Genomic DNA, 18,255 nt, shown 5'->3' on the forward strand with positions numbered 1-18,255 from the left:
TAAACAAGAAATAAATAATTTTACATTTTGAATTTACCATTCTATGATGATCCCTGTCAATGAAATTAAACAGAGGGAGGACATATCTATCATGTCATTTATAAGAAAAAACGGCGCGGGAATTCTTCTGTGTCTTGCAATTGCCATTCCGTCATGGATCATCGGACAGCGCTTCCCGGTTGTCGGCGGAGCCGTCATCGGTATTCTGGCGGGAATGGCCGTAACTGTGTTCTGGAAAAACAAAGGACCTGCGGAAGGCGGGATCCGATGGACTTCTAAATATATCCTGCAGACAGCCGTGGTTCTGCTTGGATTCGGGATGGACCTCGGGGTGATCGCCGAAACCGGAAAGCAGTCCCTGCCGATCATCATTTGTACAATCAGCACTTCGCTGATCATCGCATGGCTGCTGCACCAGCTGATGCATGTCCCGGGGAACATCTCCACACTGGTAGGTGTAGGTTCCTCGATTTGCGGAGGTTCTGCGATTGCAGCGACCGCTCCGGTCATTGGTGCGGATGACGATGAGGTGGCGCAGGCAATCTCTGTAATCTTCTTTTTCAACGTCCTTGCGGCGGTTTTCTTCCCGATCCTGGGGCGTGCCATCGGCTTTGATACTACCAGCGGAGACGCCTTCGGAATCTTTGCCGGGACGGCCGTTAATGATACTTCTTCGGTGACCGCAGCGGCATCCACTTGGGACAGCATGTGGGGCCTCGGGAACCAGACGCTGGATAAAGCGGTCACGGTTAAGCTGACACGTACTCTGGCCATCATCCCGATTACGCTGGTTCTTTCGATCGTTCGTGCAAAACAGTCGGAGAAAAACAGCACTGCCCCGAATAGTGAAGCTTTCAGCCTGCGCAGGGCGTTTCCCGTGTTTATCCTGTATTTTGTTTTGGCTTCGGTGATCACGACGGTCTGTGTACAGGCGGGCGTCAGCACGGAGGTGTTCGTACCACTCAAGAACCTGTCGAAGTTTTTCATCGTCATGGCGATGGCTGCGATCGGTTTGAACAGCGACATCGTGAAACTGATCCGGACCGGCGGGAAGCCGATCGTCATCGGCGCGGCCTGCTGGGCGGGAATTACGCTTGTCAGCCTTGGCATGCAGCATGTTATGCGGATCTGGTGATATATCGAATTTAATACGCCAGTTTGACTATAAAAGAGGGCAGGTACTTTTGTCGGAGTACCTGCCTTCTTTATTTACGCGAACAGTGAGCCGCAGCCGAATGCGAAGTATTCGTGTGCGGCGAGCGTCGCGATAGCGAGATAAAACTCGATCCTCAATAATTTCTGATCTTTGTATTTACGCCCTTAAGGGCTGTCTGTAGTTTGGTAGTATCGCCGCCAATCTCAACGGTGATACCCTAGATCCGTCCATCCGTCCAGCCGTCCAGCCATCCATCTCCCTCCTTCCTGATTTGGGGTAAAAGAAAACACCGATCATTTCTGACCGATGTTCTCAAAAACTATGTTTTACTACTTCTTACTTCATTGCCTGTATCTTATCATTCATCTTTTTTGCTTCTGCACGATAATATCTCATGAAAAGGAACCAGATAAGAAACGCAACAGCCAGCTGAATCGCCGTAATTATAATTTCCTGACCGATGGTTGCAGACCCACCTATCCATCCGACTGCATAAGCAACGATTGTATAAATCACGCAGCCAATACCCATGTGTATCAACACTCTAATCGGCATTGGAAGATTTTCCTTCCTGTACACAATGGTCGGAACTCCAAATCCAAGGCCAACCAAAACGCAACCGACAACCATCTTTGTAAACCTGTAATTCTCAAGGCTGAAATTCCCTTTGTATCTTACATCAAATACAATTCCACCCAGACAGAAAATAGCCATTGCCATTCCAATACTGATTACCGTGCTCTTTGCTAAATCTTTTATTGTCTCTTTCATTGCTTTCGCCTCCTATAATCCAAGATATTTTTTGAACTCCGGCAGATATGTTCTCGAAACGTAATCCTTGCATCCATTCTTCAGCTTCAGCAAAAGTGTCCCGCTGAAGCCCGGCTCAATACTGTCCATATAAGACAGATTGATCAGTGTGGATTTAGATATCTGCATGAACTGTTTTCCTAACTGCTGGCCAATCTCATAGAGCCTTTTCCGTGAACGATATTTTTGTTTTTCACCATAAATAATCGTATCTCCATCCTCTACTCTGACCATGTATATTTCCTTAGGCTGCAGAACGATAATATCCTCTTCATTCTGCAGAGCAGTTATGGGAGTTTCGTTTGTGCTGAATAGATCAAGCATTCGCTGTATCTGATGTGTCACCTTGTCAGTGTAGATCACTGCATATGGTTCTTTATATTCAGCAGAAATATCAACACTTATCTTCATGCCCCGGTTTCCTTTCTCTTTGATGATGTAATCATACAATATATCGAAAGCTCTGTCCTGACATTTGAGGTAAGTGACAAAAAACAAAAGGTGAAATGCATAAGCTTCAGAGATTTCCTATTACTTAAAAAAGTAACGATTATCAATCGTGAGTGTTGCGTAATTAGATAGGCGCAATTAGTAGAGGGGGTGTGGAGATCGAGTGAAAATAGAATTTACATTCTTGCTTATAATTTGTACAATTATAAGCAAAAATGTAAATTAGGTGGTGGCTACATGATCCCTTCGCAACAGATTCTGAAACTTGCAGTGAGTTGCAGCTTGAAGCGGAAACCTGGGATAGGGATCCGTATGATTCAAATCGTGACAAAGGGTTTCTCATGAACTGGGCCGATGATGAAAAGTACGATGGATTATTCCCATATCATCCGCTTTCAGAAATGAGAAGGTTTCTAGATTACGTAGTAGAGAACAACTGATGACCTCGGTTTTTAAGGAGTGATCAAGATATGATCGGAGCAATCATAGGCGATATTGCCGGTTCAAGGTATGAAAGAATAAATCACAAATCGAAGGAGTTTGAGCTGTTCGATAAAAAATGCCGGCCGACAGATGACAGCGTGATGTCTCTTGCTGTGGCAAAGGCCATTCTTGATTGTGCGGAGGATGTAGATTCTTTAGGTAAAACGGCAATATCTGCCATGCAGGAACTGGGCAGGATTTATAAGAATGCCGGTTATGGTGGTACCTTTATTAAGTGGCTCTGGGCTGAAGATCCTCAGCCGTATAACAGCTTTGGAAACGGCTCTGCCATGAGAGTAGGACCGTGTGGGTTTGCTGCAAAAAATCTGGATGAGGCAAGGCTGCTATCTGCAAAGGTTACAGAGATAAGTCATAATCATCCGGAAGGGATGAAAGGCGCCGAGGCTATTGCAGTGGCAGTTTATCTTGCAAGAAACGGTAAGAGCAAGGAAGAAATCAGAAATTATATTACTTCAAACTATTATGAAATCGGGTTTTCACTTGATCAGATCAGAAAATCCTATAAGTTTGATGTCTCATGCCAGGGCTCTGTCCCGGTAGCGCTTGAAGCCTTTTTTGAGGCAGTAGATTTTGAAGATGCCATAAGGAATGCAATCTCAGTCGGTGGAGACAGCGATACAATTGCTGCAATGGCCGGCGCTGTTGCAGAAGCGTATTTCGGTGTTCCGGAAGGTATTATTGACAGTGCGATAAACTACCTCGATGCCAGACAGATGGAGATTCTTTATTATTTTGAGAAGAGATATCCGTCGAAAGCCCTGGATAAGAATGGGGAGGCTACAAGAACCGTTTTTGAAGTCCTTGATGATTCTGTAGATAAAGTGGTTCCGGCAGGGGCAGTAGTTGAAGTCGATGGCGAATATCCCGGTGGCGCTGTTCATGCATGGGTTGATCACGAAGCAATGTAGCCGGATCTGTTGTAGGCGGAGGAATGGTGGCAGGCGTGTTTGTGCTTGCTGCTCCTGTGGCAGCACTTGCTGCCGGAGGCGTCGGTGTCGCTTCACATTTGAAGAGCAAGCAGCTTCGCCAGGAAAAGAAACGTCTGTATACGGAAGCCCTGAAGAAGCATGAGGCAAGGAAGCGGAGGCCAAGCGCCGGAACGACACAAGGCGTCAGCAGACCCGCCCTCGCAGCCACGATTATGACAGAGGACGCTAAGACAGAACGAGATAAAACACGCTGCGCGAGTTTTATCTCGCTATCGCGACGCTCGCCGCACACGAATACTTCGCATTCGGCTGCGGCTCACTGTTCGCGTAAAAAAGACACCGCAGGAAGCCCCTGCGGTGCGTACATAGAAACGCCCTGCAAGTTTGGGCTTGCAGGGCGTCAATATTGTGTTTTTAAATCAGATGATTCTCCTTCAGCATATCCTCAACGACTGTGCCGGACATCATTTTCAGGACCTTGTTCAATGCAATTTTCTGTACTACAGGAAGCTTTACATCCGTCAGCTTCCTGCCATCCAGCAGGGCAGCAGTCGCCTGGAGCAGTACACGAACATCATAAGCAGAAGCAAATACTTCGGGAACACCGCGATCCAGCTCCAATAGCGTGTAAACGGCCTCCATACCCGTTCTTACAGCATATTCGGTGGTAAACACGCAGTCGGCAGGCGTTTCAACAAACTCACCGATAAAGGCAAAGTTTTTTGAACATTCAGGAACCACGAGGGGACTGTCCCCATCCTTACGCGCCATAAAGTAGGAAGTTACATAGGGCATCATGCACGGGATCGATACAGCGTGGTTCTTTGCCAGATTTTCGATCTCTGAGACAGGCACACCGATATGATACAGCCATTCCATAGTGATCTCTTCACCTGTACATTCCTTCATTGGCTTTTTGATATAGTCACCGGGCTCATCGGAGAACAGGCCATAGACCCAGGCAACGATCTCATTGGCTTTCTGCACAGCGAAATGTGGCTGGCGGCTCACTGTCCAGCTCATGAGCCAGGAAGAATCCTTGGCGGTGATGGGACCACCGGTAACGATTTTGCCATTGTATGGGTCCCGGCCGGTCAGCTTGGCAATATATGCGGGTATTTTCTCGTCAATGCAGGTAATTGTTGCGGATTCCCAGTTTGAACCGGCAATATCTCCATAGAATTTCTTTGGATTGCCAAAAGAGGCGTCCTGAGCCGCAATATTCTCCCACAGTTCCCATGCCGGGCCAATGCTGTCCGGGATAACGGGCACGGTGTTTTGATCCCCGTATGCAGAATTTTCGGTATTTGAGCCCAGCGTCACGAAAACCAGATCACGCTCATCGGTATAGATCACTTTCCGTTCGCCGCTCTGCGTAATAACGATCTGTGAAGCGATTTGCTTTCCGCTGCCTCTGCGGAACACGACGTTATTGACCACTGTGTCATATTCAAACCGAACATTATGCTCCATGAGATAGCTGATCAAAGGCTGAATCAAGGATTCGTACTGATTGTATGATGTGAATTTCAGGCAGGAGAGATCTGTAAGGTTGTGCGTATGATGGATAAAGCGCGTCACATAACGCCGCATCTCAATGGCGCTGTGCCAGTCCTCAAAGGCGAACATGCTTCTCCAGAACAGCCAGAAATTCGACTCAAAGAAGTCCTTCGAGAATACGTCTGTGATTTTCTTGTCCTGCAAATCCCTTTCCGGCGTCATGACAAGCTTTGTCATCTCCAGTGCCGCTGCATCCGACAGCGTGAATTTGTGGAGCGTATGCGCGTCCTTTCCCTGTTCAAAGGTAACTCGTACCGGCGAACTGCTGGGGTCATCCATATTGAGATAGTAGAACTCGTCAAGAACGGACTGACCGGGATTTTTGAGTGACGGTATAGAACGGTACAAATCCCAAAGGCACTCAAAATGGTTTTCCATTTCTCGGCCCCCGCGAATGATATAGCCCAGCCGCTCATCTTTGATACCGTCGCAGCCCCCGCCCGGCAGAGGGAGTTCTTCAAAAATCGTAATGTTCTCTCCCGGCATCTGTCCGTCACGGATCAGAAACACCGCCGCCGAAAGACCGGCAAGTCCGCTTCCGACGATATAGGCCTTCCGTTCTGCTACATCCATAGGCTTTCTTGCTTTGAAAATGCTGCGTAATTTCCATTCGTGTAATACATGGTAAAGGCTCCTTTCCTTGATTTGTGACTTGAGTATAAGGCAGAAGCTTTTTTTTCAAAATAGACAGAAAAGCCGGATGTCAAGCGTCGCTTGACATCCGGCTCAAAGTGTAAAAAGATTACGTCTTGCTGTTTTCCTGCTCAAAGCTGCGAAGGGCTTTATGAAAATCTCCTTTGATCAGAAGATTTACCTTTCTCGCAATTGCCTCCGGCTCCTCTTTCAAGCCCTCCCGGATCCATTCCAGTGAAATGGCATTGATCGCCAGCGTATAGAATTTGGCAATAAACTCTTTTTGGTCGTTTGTTACATTCATTCCCACCGCGGCGTCCTCCACCACCTTGATGATATAGGAATACAGGACGCGATTCATGAAGAATTCCACATAACCGCGGCGGATGGAATTGTAGGTGTTTTGCACCAGGGCGCGGTGGTTAAGTACCCACTTCATCATGAGCACATAGCCAAATTCCCAGCTCTCTATATCGCTGTAATCTCTGAGTACCTTGTCCGCTTCTTCCGTAAAGATCCATTCGACAATATCGTAAATATCGCTGAAATAGTAGTAAAAAGACTGTCGGGATACACCGCAGGCTGAAATCAGGTCTTTTACGCTGATTTTTTCCAGAGGCTCTTTTTCCAATAGCTCTATAAGCTGCTTTGCAAAGGTTTCTTTCATATTTGGCATTCGGTTTCCTCCTTGGACGGATCGGAACTATGAGAGGTTTGAGACAACGCTCCTCCCATCCATCACAGTGAAGCTCGGGGCTCTCCGTATTCCCGCTTCATAGCCTCCATAGATATTACCCACTGCTTGCCGTATTTGCAGGCATCCACGCCGTTGACCAGCTTCCCGTAGGCAATCGCCTTGCGCAGCGTGCTTTCGTTCAGTCCCCAAAGCTGGGTGGCGTCGGTAAAGGCCATGAGTCCGTCAAAGGGCGTCTTGACAGTCACACCGTTTTCAAAGAGCTCGTCGCAGGACAGATCGAGATCATCGTTCCAGATGACCCCGCAGCCGCCCACATCGGCCTCCACGTTGGAGAACAATGCCGGGTCATGTTCCAGCGTTTTGAACGGTGCCCATTTTGAAAACAGGGGCTTTACATCATAAATCTTGGTCACGCCCTCCGCAAACTGTACGCTTAGGCGATAGTCCGGCAGAGCGTTGACCGCTTTCACCTTATGGAACATAATATCAACTCCTTACTCAAGGGGAGAAAGGGACTTAAACTCCTGCGTCTCCCACATATGCAGAAGATCGTCTTTGTGGATAGCAGACCATTCCCGTACCATAGCAAGCGCCTTGGGCGGCAGATGCCACTCCAGCAGCTCGTCTGTTTGAATATCAATGGCGGCCATATCTTCGCCGTAAAGGGCATGGATATGAGGCGGGTTATGTTCCGACTGCTGAAAATACATACGAATAATGATCCCGTAGAATCTGGACAATACCGGTATTACTGAAACCTCCTGTTTGTGGTCACTTATATCATATCACGATATCGTGAAATGCCAATTGTTATCCCAAATATATTTTGACTGGATATGAAAGGAAGGCGGGGATTGCTCCCCGCCGCCGATACCTTATGCGTAGATCAGATCGTTGTTCACCACCTCCATGGCTCGAATAAAATACCGTAGGGCATACGGGAATTTACGTTTGTGGACACTGTGTAAGACGAGCCAACAAGGTAACTTGTTAGGAACGAAGTAGTGGTTGAAGCAAGAATCCCACGACTTTAGTGTGGAGTGTCAAGGTATCACGCAAGATGCTATGTCAGAAAAATCTGCGTACTTGATATGGATTTGAAATACGGTACGATATAAATACCAGGAACAAAACAACGATCATGAAGCACAAGAAGGGATAAGAAAATGAAGAAGACGTTTGGATACAGGCATTCTCACTGCGCATGAAAAAGAAATCCCCGGAACGGCAACTGAATTCACAGTCAACCATTCCGGGGTTATCACACCTGATTAGTCAAATACAGGATGCGGAATCTTCTCGATATCGATATTATTGTTTCTATCTTCTTTGATATATGGGAACAACGTAACTTTTGCACGAATTCTCATCTGACAGGTTCCCGGATTACCCCAAAGAACTTCAACTTCCTTACCTTCTACAGCATAATCCTCATCAATTGTACAAATGGAAATCATCTCTCGTGTCTTTGCAGAAAGCATACGGTCAGATGATGCACCGATCAGTTTATCACCATCATAAACTGCATCCATATGGATGGTGGAGCAATTGTTCTTGAAATCATAATCGCCAACCATGTCCATATAATCAACACGTTTTTCAGGATCCATTACTGCAGCCTGAACCTTAAGGATATCTTCCTTATTCCAAATGAGATGAACAGCTGTGTTATGCTTACGCTGAGACTCTGCGAGAAGCGCTTCCTTTCCCATAAAGTCATGATCAAAACGAACAAGATTTCCCCATCCGCAATCATACGGGCTATGATACTGAAGCTCACTTTCTCTCGGAAGGCTACCGGAAAGAATGAACTTATCACCCTCCATCTCAAATCGAATGTTGTAATGTTCTGCAAGCTGGAAGATAGACCCTTCACAGTGCTGATTTACATAGCAGATACGGCCGATTTCCTGAACACCGTACTTTTTATCCATATCAAGAAGTTTCTGATATACATATGGTGCATCTTTTGCTGTGGTGTGGATCTCATATGCAAGTGTTCCTGCCATACCGGCACGAAGAATACGTACTGCTTTTCCATCGATCTTAGCTTCACAGGAATACATGAATCTCAGATCATGAAGATCCTGATGGCAGACCTGTTCAACAACCTCGAGAGAATGAATACCACAAAGCTGAAGAACAGCATAGTTTTCACGTAGATTTTCACACTCAAAGCGGAATGGATTTCCCATCTGCATATTCAGGAAATTCGGATCAACCAGATTGAATGCCAGGTAATCTTCTTCTCCTGTGCGAATGCAGATACCATCAACAAGAACCTTTCCACCATTATCACAGAAGATGACATGGCGTGCTTTTCCAATCGGGAAAGTTTTAAAAGTATTAACCGTACAGCACGTTAAGAGTTTCAAATAATCCTTTCCATGTACTTTGTAAACATTGAAAGGATTGAGTCCTACGTGAAGTGAACATCCGTCATAATATGCCATTTCTTCTACATCCCAGCGGTCGAATGCAAACGGATGAAGCTGCCACTTTCCGTCAGTATCAGCTGTCCAGGAACTTTCCGGACACACAAACACTTTGTTTTTAGGGATCTTACACGGAATCAGTGGGGTTATCTTTACGTCGGGTGTCAGTGTAGTGCTCATAATTAATTCCTCCTAATAATTGGATTCCCAATTTTTGCTATTTTCATTATAGCATTTGTTATGAATAATGCTTATAATGATATTATACTGGTTATACGTTATATGCATAAGGAGAAAAACAATGCAGATACAATATATGCGTGAATTCATTGCATTTCATAAATATGGTAATTTTTCAAAGACAGCCCATAATCTATATATCACACAGCCGGCATTGAGTCGTCACATTGCAGAAATGGAAAAAGAACTTGGGGTAAAGCTTTTAGAACGCAATAAACATTCTGTGTCTTTCACAGAAGCCGGTCTGAAGGTGTACAAACAATTCCGAAAAATAATACAGACATACGATAATATGACGCAAGAACTCTCTGAATATCAGAACGGTGTCAACGGAAAATTGAAACTCGGAATGCTCTACTACACCATTCAGCAGGATTTCGGTGCAATCATACCAAAATTTACAGAGAAATATCCGAATGTAGAAATTAAGAGATTTTCATTTCAACCTCATGAGGGATTTGAAGCATTGATGGAAGAAAAAATCGATATCTGCGTAATACCGAGAAGCAATTATCCGGGAAGTGAAGTCCTGCGGTATTATGACATTATACAAGGAGGTATGGATGTGATGATGTCTATAAAGCACCCATTGGCAGCAAAAAAAGTTCTCACCTTAGAGGATCTGAAGAATGAAATCTGTATTCAACTGCGGGATGATCCCATTTCCAATCATTCCTATAACGAAGCTCTTGCTGTATGCGGATTTACTCCTAATAGCGTGATTTTGACCGATAATATTGATACTGTTCCATTTTTACTCCAGAAAACAAATGCGATTTACATAAAAGCAAAAGGGTTTTCTGTTTCAGGTTTTGAAAACGAAATTACCATGCGAGATATTCTGGAACCGACTCTTAAGGTAACCAAATCTTATGCTTACCGCGCAGATAATACTAATCCACTGGTACTGCTTTTTATAGATATGGTCAAAAAAGTGAGGCTTCGAGCATGATTGTGGGTAGATAGCCCCACCTCACCAACGTTGCTTTTTACAATTTCATATTGAAAAGCCATCCTGGCTCCTATATAGTATCAGCGACCAAACGTCAATTCATATAAGATGGACAAAAATGCGGAATCCGCAAAAATGTCACATGAAGTGTTGACGACCAGTGTGATGCGGGCTACAATGTAAATGGACAAAAATGCGGATTCCGCATTTTTGTATCATTATTAGACAGGGATGATGAAAATGGAAATTCGCAGGAATACCTATCTGAACAAGCTGATTTCCAAGCGTCATAATGGGTTGATTAAGGTCATTACCGGGGTTCGCAGATGCGGAAAATCGTATCTGCTTTTTGAGTTGTTCAGAGAGTATCTCAGGAAGAGCCAGGTTCCGGACGATCATATTATAGAGATGGCTTTTGATGCCTATGAGAATAAAAAGTATCGGGATCCGGAAATATTCTTCCCTTATCTGAACGAACGAATTAACGACCAGGATCAATACTATGTGCTGTTGGACGAGGTGCAGCTTCTCGGAGATTTTGAGTCCATTCTGAATAGCCTGGTGCGAAGGAAAAACGTTGATGTCTATGTGACAGGCAGCAACGCAAAATTTCTTTCCAAAGATATCATTACAGAGTTCCGCGGGCGTGGTGATGAAGTGCATATGTATCCGCTGACATTTGCGGAGTTTATGTCTGTGTATGAGGGTGAGAAAGCGGATGGATGGCGTGATTATGTGCTTTATGGAGGAATCCCGTTAGTACTCACATTTACCACGCCGGATCAGAAGGGCGATTTTCTGAAATCTCTGTTCGAGGAGACGTATATCTCCGATATTATCGGGAGAAATAATGTCAGAAATAAAGTGGAGCTGGAAGAACTTCTGAATATTCTGTCCTCTTCCATCGGCTCTCTGACGAATCCGAGCAAGCTGTGTGCAACTTTTAAGAGCGTAAAACATACGACTATCAGTAAGATGACGATCAAACGCTATATCGATTATCTTGAAGACGCTTTCCTGATTGACAGTGCAATTCGCTACGATATAAAAGGTAAGAAATATATTGATACACCATCCAAGTATTATTTCACGGACCTGGGTCTTCGAAATGCAAGATTAAATTTCCGACAGGTCGAAGAAACACACGCGATGGAGAATATCATTTTCAATGAACTGAAAGTCAGAGGATATAACGTCGATGTAGGCGTCGTTGTGATGAATGAAACAGATCAGACAGGTAAAAAAATAAGAAAGCAACTAGAGATTGATTTTGTCTGCAATAAAGGTTCCAAACGTTACTATATTCAGTCGGCATTTGCTATGCATGATGAAAAGAAAATGCAGCAGGAACAACGTTCTCTGGTCAATACAGGCGATGGGTTCAAGAAAATCATAATCACAAAAGATGCCATAGCACCGCTTTACAATGAAGAAGGTGTGTTGGTGATGAGTGTTTTTGACTTCCTGTTGAATCCTGACAGCATGGATTTATAATCTGGCGACACAAAGCGAGAGTAATAATCCCGGATTGGTCAATGAAAACCTTCATGTCAGAAATTCTGACACGAAAGTGTTCGGTATTTCCCGTTCGGTCTCTCATAATCAGATATGAAGGTATTTCGCATAATTGGGTTCATATTTCTGTTGATATTCCGAATCATCCTTCTTCCAGTTCGCGCTCTGGTTAGTCTGCTCAGATGGCAGACGATCATGTGGATGCTTCAATTCATGACAGAACTACCGGAATTACGGTGGAGTGTAATTTGACAGATATGCAGAAAGAGCTGAGCGATGTAGTGCGGAAGATGATCCGGGCAACAAAGGATGACGGCTACATGTATACTTCATTTACGTACGGAGAATTCCATGGATATAGAAACGGAAGATATTTTACAGATTTTACAAGTGAAGGTTTTGCGAAATTCATGATACAATAAGATCCATGAGAAATGGACATTGTTATGGGGGAATTCACATGATTGATAAGATCGCATATCTATATTTGTCAGATGGAAAAATTTTAAGCTCAAGGTCGAAGGGCAAGGACACATGGTATATTCCGGGAGGAAAACGTGAGGGCACCGAGACGGATATAGAAACGTTGGTTAGAGAAATCAAGGAAGAGTTGTCGGTGAACATCAAACCTGAAACAGCAAAACTCTACGGAGTATTTGAAGCACAGGCCCATGGACATGCCGAGGGAGTAGTTGTTCGCATGACTTGTTACACGGCAGAATTCAAGGGAGAATTAAAAGCAGCTTCAGAAATAGAAGAACTGCGATGGTTGACCAGTTCTGATCAAGATATGATTTCTCCGGTTGATAAGTTGATTTTTTCAGATTTGAAATCGAAGGGATTACTTATGTAACCATCGAGATGCGCAGGCGGTCAATGACTGCGAACTCGGGTAATGGAAAATCCCTCCGCCAAGAATCAGAACGGAGGGATTTTCAGCGGCAAATATAGTGGTGAACAGGCGACAGATAACTTGGAATTACGCTTTAATGCCGGATCATTTTTCCTTTCATGTGGATTCCTGGCTGGCCAGGGCAGATAGGCAGTTTCAGGAGCAGTAGGCTGACTTTATTATGCAATAGCCTGCTAATAAAAAGTCAAGCAGTAAATAAAGAAAATCGTGGAGGGTGAAAATGGGCATAAGAAACCTGGCCGTATTCATTCAGACGGCCTCAGATCTGCACTATGGAGGAATGTAAGATGTTGAATATTGGAACAGAAGCACCGGATTTTACTCTGCCGGACCAGAATGGAGAGATGCACAGCCTTTCGGACTATCGTGGAGAGAAGGTAATTCTGTATTTTTACCCGAAAGACATGACGGCAGGCTGTACCAGGCAGGCCTGTGGGTTTGGCGAGCTGTATCCGCAGTTTCGGGAGAAGGGCGCCGTCGTTCTCGGCGTCAGCAAGGACAGTGTTGCTTCGCATAAGAAATTTGAGGAGAAGTACGGCCTGCCGTTCACTCTGCTTTCGGACCCCGAAAAAGAAGTGATCCAGGCGTACGATGTCTGGAAAGAGAAGAAGAACTACGGCAAGGTCTCGATGGGTGTTGTCCGGACGACCTACCTGATCGATGAGAATGGCATCATTGTGAAAGCCTTCGGTAAGGTGAAGGCTGCCGACAATCCTGCACAGATGCTGGATGAATTGTCATGAGGATCATCATCTCTCCGGCGAAGCAGATGCGGGTGGACACGGATTCCTTTACGTGTACAGAGCTTCCGCCGTTTCTTGAGAAAACAGAAAGACTAATGGTCTGGATCAGGGGTCTTTCCTATGAGCAGCAGAAGATACTCTGGGCCTGTAACGATAAGATCGCCCTTCAGAACTCCGAGCGGTTTCATCATATGGATCTGCGGCAGAATCTCACGCCTGCGATTCTTGCTTATGACGGGATTCAGTACACTTATATGGCACCTGCTGTATTCGAAGATGGTCAGTATGTGTATGTACAGGAGCATCTGCGCATCCTGTCCGGCTTTTATGGTGTCATAAAGCCTCTGGACGGTGTGGTACCGTACCGTTTGGAAATGCAGGCAAAGGTATCATTTGACCAATATAAGAATCTGTATGACTTCTGGGGTGACAGTCTTTATCGGGAAGTGCGGGACGAGAGCGGGATCATCATTAATCTGGCTTCGAAGGAATATTCCAGGTGTCTGGAAAAATATCTGAAGCCTGAGGACCGGTTTATTACCTGTGTTTTCGGTGAGCCGGAGGGAGGCAAGATTGTCCAGAAGGGCGTATATGCTAAAATGGCCAGGGGCGAGATGGTTCGATTTATGGCAGGCATCCATGCCGAAGTCCCGGAGCAGATGAAAACATTTAACTGGAGCGGCTATCATTTTGATCCTGACCGCTCGTCGGATACAGAATTTGTTTTCGTGCGCACAGAAATTCCCGGAAAGAAAGCAGCTAAGAACCATGCAGCTGACAGGGAACACTAGAAATATATCGAAGAGATGTAAACTCCAGCATTACAATCCGGTTATTGATGATGCTGTGCGTGAGATGTTCCATCTGCCGGACAGCTATAAGCTGGTTGCGCAGATGCCTTTCGGTGGTATTGCGGAACTTCCGGGGCCCAAGGATCCGGAAGATATTTCAAAGAGAGTATTTTTTGAAGAATAAAAATCCGGTGAAGATGCGGAGAATCGGTCACCCTGTACTTTGCTGACATTTAATCTTTAATGAAAAAGCGGGCTGTTTTCGAAAGAGGTCAAAAGATCTTTCGAAAACAGCCCGCCATTTTGGTGCGCCCGGCGGCGCACGTTTCTAACCGGTGAAATTCCGGAATCCACCCGGTAGCGGGAAGGATATGGCCGAAGGCATGGTAAAGGCTGATTTCCGTGCCGTCCTGTATCAGCCCCACAACGAGGTTCAGTTTATCGGTCAGTTCCGTCGGCTCGTAAAATTTCATCCCCCGAGGGGGCTTCTGTAAAAGGAAAATTTTTGTTACACCAATAATACCGGCCGTTAATTCATCAGGCATGAAAAGGGGAAGCCAATGATTGCTTATGGTGAATTGTCGGAGGAAGGATGGAAATATGGATGTGAAAATGGAAGAACGTGTGAAGAAATACTGGACACAGCGTTCCCACGATTTTGGAACCGTGCGTAAGAACGAGCTGGGAAATGAAATGGGGCAAAGGTGGCTCCATGAGATCGAACGGTTCCTGCCGGAGCGGAGAAAGCTGGACATTCTGGACGTGGGCACCGGCGTTGGTTTTTTCGCCGTGCTTCTGGCGGAGCAGGGGCATCGTGTGGAGGGAATTGATCTTACCCCTGCCATGCTGGAGGAAGCCCGGATTCTGGCAAAACAGCGGAATCTCGATATCACTTTCCGGGAAATGGACGCTCAGAATTTGGATTATCCCAATGATTCTTTTGATGTGGTCATCAGCCGGAATCTTACATGGACGCTTCCTGATCCGGACAGCGCCTATGCCGAGTGGTTTAGAGTGTTGAAACCCGACGGGGTGCTTTTGAATTTTGATGCGGACTACGCTTCTCATGTGCGCAGCCACAGCATCCAGAACCGAAAGGTTGCCCCGGACAGCCCGTACGGACATGTGGGCATGACGGATGTCTTACAGAAGGAAAATGACGACATTACGCTTTCGATGGACATTGGGAAATCCCGACCGGCGTGGGATGCGCAGCTTTTGACAAGAACAGGCTTTGTGAAATGTCAGATGGACACACAGGTTGGTCAGCGTCTGTTGGGAGAACTGGATCTGACTGCTGCCCCCATGTTTGGGATTGTAGCTCAGAAATAAGAAATCGGAGGCACTTTTGCCATGAAACAGTTTGCAACCTATGAAGAAGAAAATATCCACTATTGGACAAACAGGGCTTCCGGTTACTCCGGGGTCAATCAGGAGGAGCTGGCAACCAGCCAGAAAACGGTATGGCGAGGGCTGATCTCCCGGCGCATTGCCGCCCGGTTTCCCAATACCAACCCGAAGCGGATCCGCGTGTTGGATGTAGGCACCGGCCCGGGTTTCTTCGCCATTATTCTGGCGGAGCTGGGCTATCAGGTGACAGCGGTGGACTATACCGCCTCCATGCTGGAGGAATCGAAGCGCAACGCAGGGGCGCTGGCGGAGAAGATCGATTTCCTGCAGATGAATGCCGAGGAACTGTCCTTCCGGGCGGCTTCCTTTGATGTGCTGGTGACCCGGAACGTCACATGGAATCTGCCAAACCCGGAGAAAGCCTATGCCCATTGGATGCGGGTGCTGAAACCCGGCGGGCTGCTCCTGAATTTTGACGCTAACTGGTACCGCTACCTCTGGGACGAGAATGACCAGGCAGCACACGCACTGGACAGGAAGAACCTTCAGGATTCAGATGTCCGGGACGAAACTGCCGGAACGGATGTGGATGCCATGGAAGCCATCGCCCGTCAGACCCCGCTTTCCAGGATTCATCGCCCTGCGTGGGATCTGGATGTGCTTCGGGGGATGGGAATGCAGGCAAATGCCGATACGGAAATCTGGAAACAGGTCTGGACGAGAGAAGAGCGGATCAACAATGCCTCCACACCTATGTTCCTGGTGGAGGGCTGTAAAGTGGGGGCTGCAATTTGAAAAAATACGTTTTACGCAGATTCTTACAATTGATACCTGTCCTAATTGGCATCACTTTTCTGTCTTTTGCTATGATGCGCGCGGCGGGCAGCGATGCTATTACCGAGCTTTATGGCGATAAGGGTGCGGTGTCACAGGAGATCATTGACGCGAAGCGGGCGGAGCTAGGTCTGGATAAGCCCTTTCTCGTCCAGTACCTTGCCTGGGTGGGCGGTATGATGCGGGGCGATATGGGCGTGAGCTATATATCCGGGAAGGATGTATTTCAGACGTTTATTTCAAAGCTCCCGGCGACGCTGCTCCTTACCGCGCTGTCTATAGCCATGACGGTGGTCATTTCCATTCCGCTGGGGGTTCTGACGGCGGTGCGCCATGATAAGCTAACAGACTACGTTCTGCGTTTTTTCAGCTTCGTGGGAAATTCCCTTCCCAACTTCTTCGTGGCGCTGCTTCTCATGCAGATTTTCTCCATCAAACTGAGAATACTTCCCGTTATTTCCAAGGGATTGAGTATCCAGGGCGCCATGCTGCCTACCCTGACTCTTGCCATTGCCATGTCTGCCAAGTACATGCGGCAGGTGCGGGCTGCGGTGCTGGAGGAGCTGAACAAGGATTACGTCATCGGCGCAAAGGCGAGAGGTGTCCGCAGTTCCGTTATCCTCTGGAAAAGCGTGCTGAAATCCTCCATGCTCACCATCATCACGCTGCTGGCTCTGTCCATCGGAAGTCTTCTGGGCGGTACGGCGATTATTGAGAGTATTTTTATGTGGGATGGCGTGGGGAAGCTGGCGGTGGATGCCATCACCATGCGTGACTATCCCATGATTCAGGCTTATGTGGTCTGGATGGCAATCATCTACGTATTGGTCAATCTGATCACAGACCTGCTTTACCATGCCCTTGATCCGAGAATTCGACTGGGGATGCGTGCGGATGCGTGAAGTTACCATACGGAAGCAGAAAATCAAAAAAGGCAGCGTAAAAATACGTCTTATCGTCTTCGGCACACTCGCTGCGCTGTTAATTGTCTGCTCCCTTTTCTCGGAGTATCTCGCTCCCTATGACCCTTATTTGCAGAATTTGAGCATCGCCAAACAGCCACCCTGTGCGGAGCATCTTCTGGGCACGGACCGCTACGGACGGGATATGCTGTCCCGGGTTATAGTGGGCAGCCGAACCAGTATTTTTTCCACCCTTTTGCTGGTTGCGATCATCACCGCTTTCGGAACCGCCGTGGGCGTGGTCTGCGGCTGGTACGGCAAAGCATTGGATACGGTGCTTATGCGGATTTCCGATCTGTTCCTTGCTTTCCCCGGACTGGTGTTCGCACTGGCGGTAGCGGGTGTGCTGGGAGGTGGATTACAAAATGCCATTATCGCTCTGGCGGTGATTTCCTGGCCCAAATATGCCCGGATCGCCCGGAGTCAGACCCTTGCCCGGAAGGAAACAGTCTGGATGAAGGCGGCAAAGCTCTCCGGTAGCAGCACGGGCAAGATCATTTTCAAGCACATCCTACCCAACATCATCGGTCCGATTCTGGTGACGTCCGTGCTGGATATTGGCACCATGATGATGGAGCTGGCGGCACTGAGTTTCTTAGGGCTGGGTGCGAAACCGCCCATTGCGGAGTGGGGAAGCATGATGAGCGACACCCGGAGCCTGATGACCATCTCTCCCTGGATTACCTTTTCTCCCGGCATCGCGATCTTCCTTTCTGTTATGATCTTCAACCTGCTGGGCGACACAATCCGGGACTACGCAGATCCCAAGGGGAGGTAACGG

The 18,255-nt window shown here is 46.8% G+C and carries 21 protein-coding genes and 1 pseudogene; 13 read left to right on the plus strand and 9 right to left on the minus strand.

Annotation, left to right across the window (positions count from 1 at the left end):
* Window positions 1–91 precede the first annotated feature (91 nt).
* A complete protein-coding gene (locus tag ACTQ1O_RS10770; protein ID WP_279198559.1) occupies window positions 92–1,135 on the plus strand; it encodes a YeiH family protein in 1,044 nt (347 codons plus the stop codon).
* Window positions 1,136–1,295: 160 nt separating this feature from the next.
* Here ACTQ1O_RS10770 and ACTQ1O_RS10775 read toward each other — a convergent pair.
* The 3 genes and pseudogenes from ACTQ1O_RS10775 to ACTQ1O_RS10785 form a co-directional block, all read right to left on the minus strand.
* Window positions 1,296–1,370 (minus strand): annotated as a pseudogene (locus ACTQ1O_RS10775) (phage tail tape measure protein); the annotation flags it as partial.
* A 122-nt stretch (window positions 1,371–1,492) separates the two neighbouring features.
* Window positions 1,493–1,927 carry a DUF3021 domain-containing protein gene (locus ACTQ1O_RS10780; RefSeq protein WP_441487244.1) on the minus strand — a complete coding sequence of 145 codons (435 nt, stop codon included), beginning with the start codon at window positions 1,925–1,927 and terminating at the stop codon, window positions 1,493–1,495.
* Window positions 1,928–1,939: 12 nt separating this feature from the next.
* On the minus strand, window positions 1,940–2,377 hold the full coding sequence (locus tag ACTQ1O_RS10785) for a LytTR family DNA-binding domain-containing protein (RefSeq protein ID WP_279198561.1): 438 nt from the start codon (window positions 2,375–2,377) through the stop codon (window positions 1,940–1,942).
* A 509-nt stretch (window positions 2,378–2,886) separates the two neighbouring features.
* Here ACTQ1O_RS10785 and ACTQ1O_RS10790 point away from each other — a divergent pair.
* The gene (locus ACTQ1O_RS10790; RefSeq protein ID WP_441487245.1) at window positions 2,887–3,828 is read left to right on the plus strand and encodes an ADP-ribosylglycohydrolase family protein; all 942 of its coding nucleotides are present in this window, start codon (window positions 2,887–2,889) and stop codon (window positions 3,826–3,828) included.
* 435 nt (window positions 3,829–4,263) lie between these two features.
* Here the strand turns inward: ACTQ1O_RS10790 and ACTQ1O_RS10795 are convergent, their stop codons facing one another.
* From ACTQ1O_RS10795 to ACTQ1O_RS10815, 5 genes are all read right to left on the minus strand, one after another.
* A complete protein-coding gene (locus ACTQ1O_RS10795) occupies window positions 4,264–5,982 on the minus strand; it encodes an oleate hydratase (RefSeq protein WP_441487246.1) in 1,719 nt (572 codons plus the stop codon).
* A 169-nt stretch (window positions 5,983–6,151) separates the two neighbouring features.
* Window positions 6,152–6,718 (minus strand): TetR/AcrR family transcriptional regulator, encoded by a 567-nt coding sequence (locus ACTQ1O_RS10800; RefSeq protein WP_441487247.1) that lies wholly within the window; start codon window positions 6,716–6,718, stop codon window positions 6,152–6,154.
* Between the two features lie 62 nt (window positions 6,719–6,780).
* Complete coding sequence (locus ACTQ1O_RS10805; protein WP_441487248.1) at window positions 6,781–7,221, minus strand: DUF2442 domain-containing protein; 441 nt, start codon at window positions 7,219–7,221, stop codon at window positions 6,781–6,783.
* Between the two features lie 12 nt (window positions 7,222–7,233).
* Window positions 7,234–7,479, minus strand: coding sequence for a DUF4160 domain-containing protein (locus tag ACTQ1O_RS10810; RefSeq protein WP_441487249.1), 246 nt, complete (start codon window positions 7,477–7,479; stop codon window positions 7,234–7,236).
* A gap of 531 nt (window positions 7,480–8,010) precedes the next feature.
* Window positions 8,011–9,354, minus strand: a complete 1,344-nt coding sequence (locus ACTQ1O_RS10815) for a hypothetical protein (RefSeq protein ID WP_441487250.1) — start codon at window positions 9,352–9,354, stop codon at window positions 8,011–8,013.
* Window positions 9,355–9,475: 121 nt separating this feature from the next.
* Here ACTQ1O_RS10815 and ACTQ1O_RS10820 point away from each other — a divergent pair, with 121 nt between their 5' ends.
* From ACTQ1O_RS10820 to ACTQ1O_RS10850, 7 genes are all read left to right on the plus strand, one after another.
* Complete coding sequence (locus ACTQ1O_RS10820) at window positions 9,476–10,366, plus strand: LysR family transcriptional regulator (protein WP_441487251.1); 891 nt, start codon at window positions 9,476–9,478, stop codon at window positions 10,364–10,366.
* Window positions 10,367–10,606: 240 nt separating this feature from the next.
* Window positions 10,607–11,860, plus strand: coding sequence for an ATP-binding protein (locus ACTQ1O_RS10825; protein WP_441487252.1), 1,254 nt, complete (start codon window positions 10,607–10,609; stop codon window positions 11,858–11,860).
* Window positions 11,861–12,078: 218 nt separating this feature from the next.
* Window positions 12,079–12,303, plus strand: a complete 225-nt coding sequence (locus ACTQ1O_RS10830; RefSeq protein ID WP_441487253.1) for a hypothetical protein — start codon at window positions 12,079–12,081, stop codon at window positions 12,301–12,303.
* Between the two features lie 38 nt (window positions 12,304–12,341).
* A complete protein-coding gene (locus ACTQ1O_RS10835) occupies window positions 12,342–12,734 on the plus strand; it encodes an NUDIX hydrolase (protein ID WP_441487254.1) in 393 nt (130 codons plus the stop codon).
* 347 nt (window positions 12,735–13,081) lie between these two features.
* Complete coding sequence (gene bcp, locus ACTQ1O_RS10840; RefSeq protein WP_279198689.1) at window positions 13,082–13,537, plus strand: thioredoxin-dependent thiol peroxidase; 456 nt, start codon at window positions 13,082–13,084, stop codon at window positions 13,535–13,537.
* Window positions 13,534–14,328 (plus strand): peroxide stress protein YaaA, encoded by a 795-nt coding sequence (gene yaaA, locus ACTQ1O_RS10845; protein ID WP_441487255.1) that lies wholly within the window; start codon window positions 13,534–13,536, stop codon window positions 14,326–14,328. The genes bcp and yaaA overlap by 4 nt, the downstream gene beginning before the upstream one ends.
* Entirely contained in the window at window positions 14,306–14,512 is a 207-nt protein-coding gene (locus ACTQ1O_RS10850) for a hypothetical protein (RefSeq protein ID WP_441487256.1), read from the plus strand. Before yaaA ends, ACTQ1O_RS10850 begins: the two co-directional genes overlap by 23 nt.
* Window positions 14,513–14,600: 88 nt before the next feature.
* Here the strand turns inward: ACTQ1O_RS10850 and ACTQ1O_RS10855 are convergent, their stop codons facing one another.
* Window positions 14,601–14,801 (minus strand): hypothetical protein, encoded by a 201-nt coding sequence (locus ACTQ1O_RS10855; RefSeq protein WP_441487257.1) that lies wholly within the window; start codon window positions 14,799–14,801, stop codon window positions 14,601–14,603.
* A gap of 127 nt (window positions 14,802–14,928) precedes the next feature.
* Here ACTQ1O_RS10855 and ACTQ1O_RS10860 point away from each other — a divergent pair, with 127 nt between their 5' ends.
* Genes ACTQ1O_RS10860 through nikC form a run of 4 tightly spaced genes read left to right on the plus strand, consistent with a single transcriptional unit; the run spans window position 14,929 to window position 18,252 of the window.
* Window positions 14,929–15,660, plus strand: coding sequence for a class I SAM-dependent methyltransferase (locus ACTQ1O_RS10860; RefSeq protein WP_441487258.1), 732 nt, complete (start codon window positions 14,929–14,931; stop codon window positions 15,658–15,660).
* A gap of 21 nt (window positions 15,661–15,681) precedes the next feature.
* On the plus strand, window positions 15,682–16,473 hold the full coding sequence (locus ACTQ1O_RS10865) for a class I SAM-dependent methyltransferase (protein WP_441487259.1): 792 nt from the start codon (window positions 15,682–15,684) through the stop codon (window positions 16,471–16,473).
* Entirely contained in the window at window positions 16,470–17,414 is a 945-nt protein-coding gene (locus tag ACTQ1O_RS10870) for an ABC transporter permease (RefSeq protein WP_441487260.1), read from the plus strand. Before ACTQ1O_RS10865 ends, ACTQ1O_RS10870 begins: the two co-directional genes overlap by 4 nt.
* Window positions 17,407–18,252 carry a nickel transporter permease gene (nikC, locus tag ACTQ1O_RS10875; protein WP_441487261.1) on the plus strand — a complete coding sequence of 282 codons (846 nt, stop codon included), beginning with the start codon at window positions 17,407–17,409 and terminating at the stop codon, window positions 18,250–18,252. The genes ACTQ1O_RS10870 and nikC overlap by 8 nt, the downstream gene beginning before the upstream one ends.
* The last annotated feature ends 3 nt before the right edge of the window (window positions 18,253–18,255 follow it).

Origin of the sequence: Bilifractor sp. LCP21S3_A7 (assembly GCF_052118825.1) — a bacterium.
In the GTDB taxonomy this organism is placed as follows: domain Bacteria; phylum Bacillota; class Clostridia; order Lachnospirales; family Lachnospiraceae; genus Bilifractor.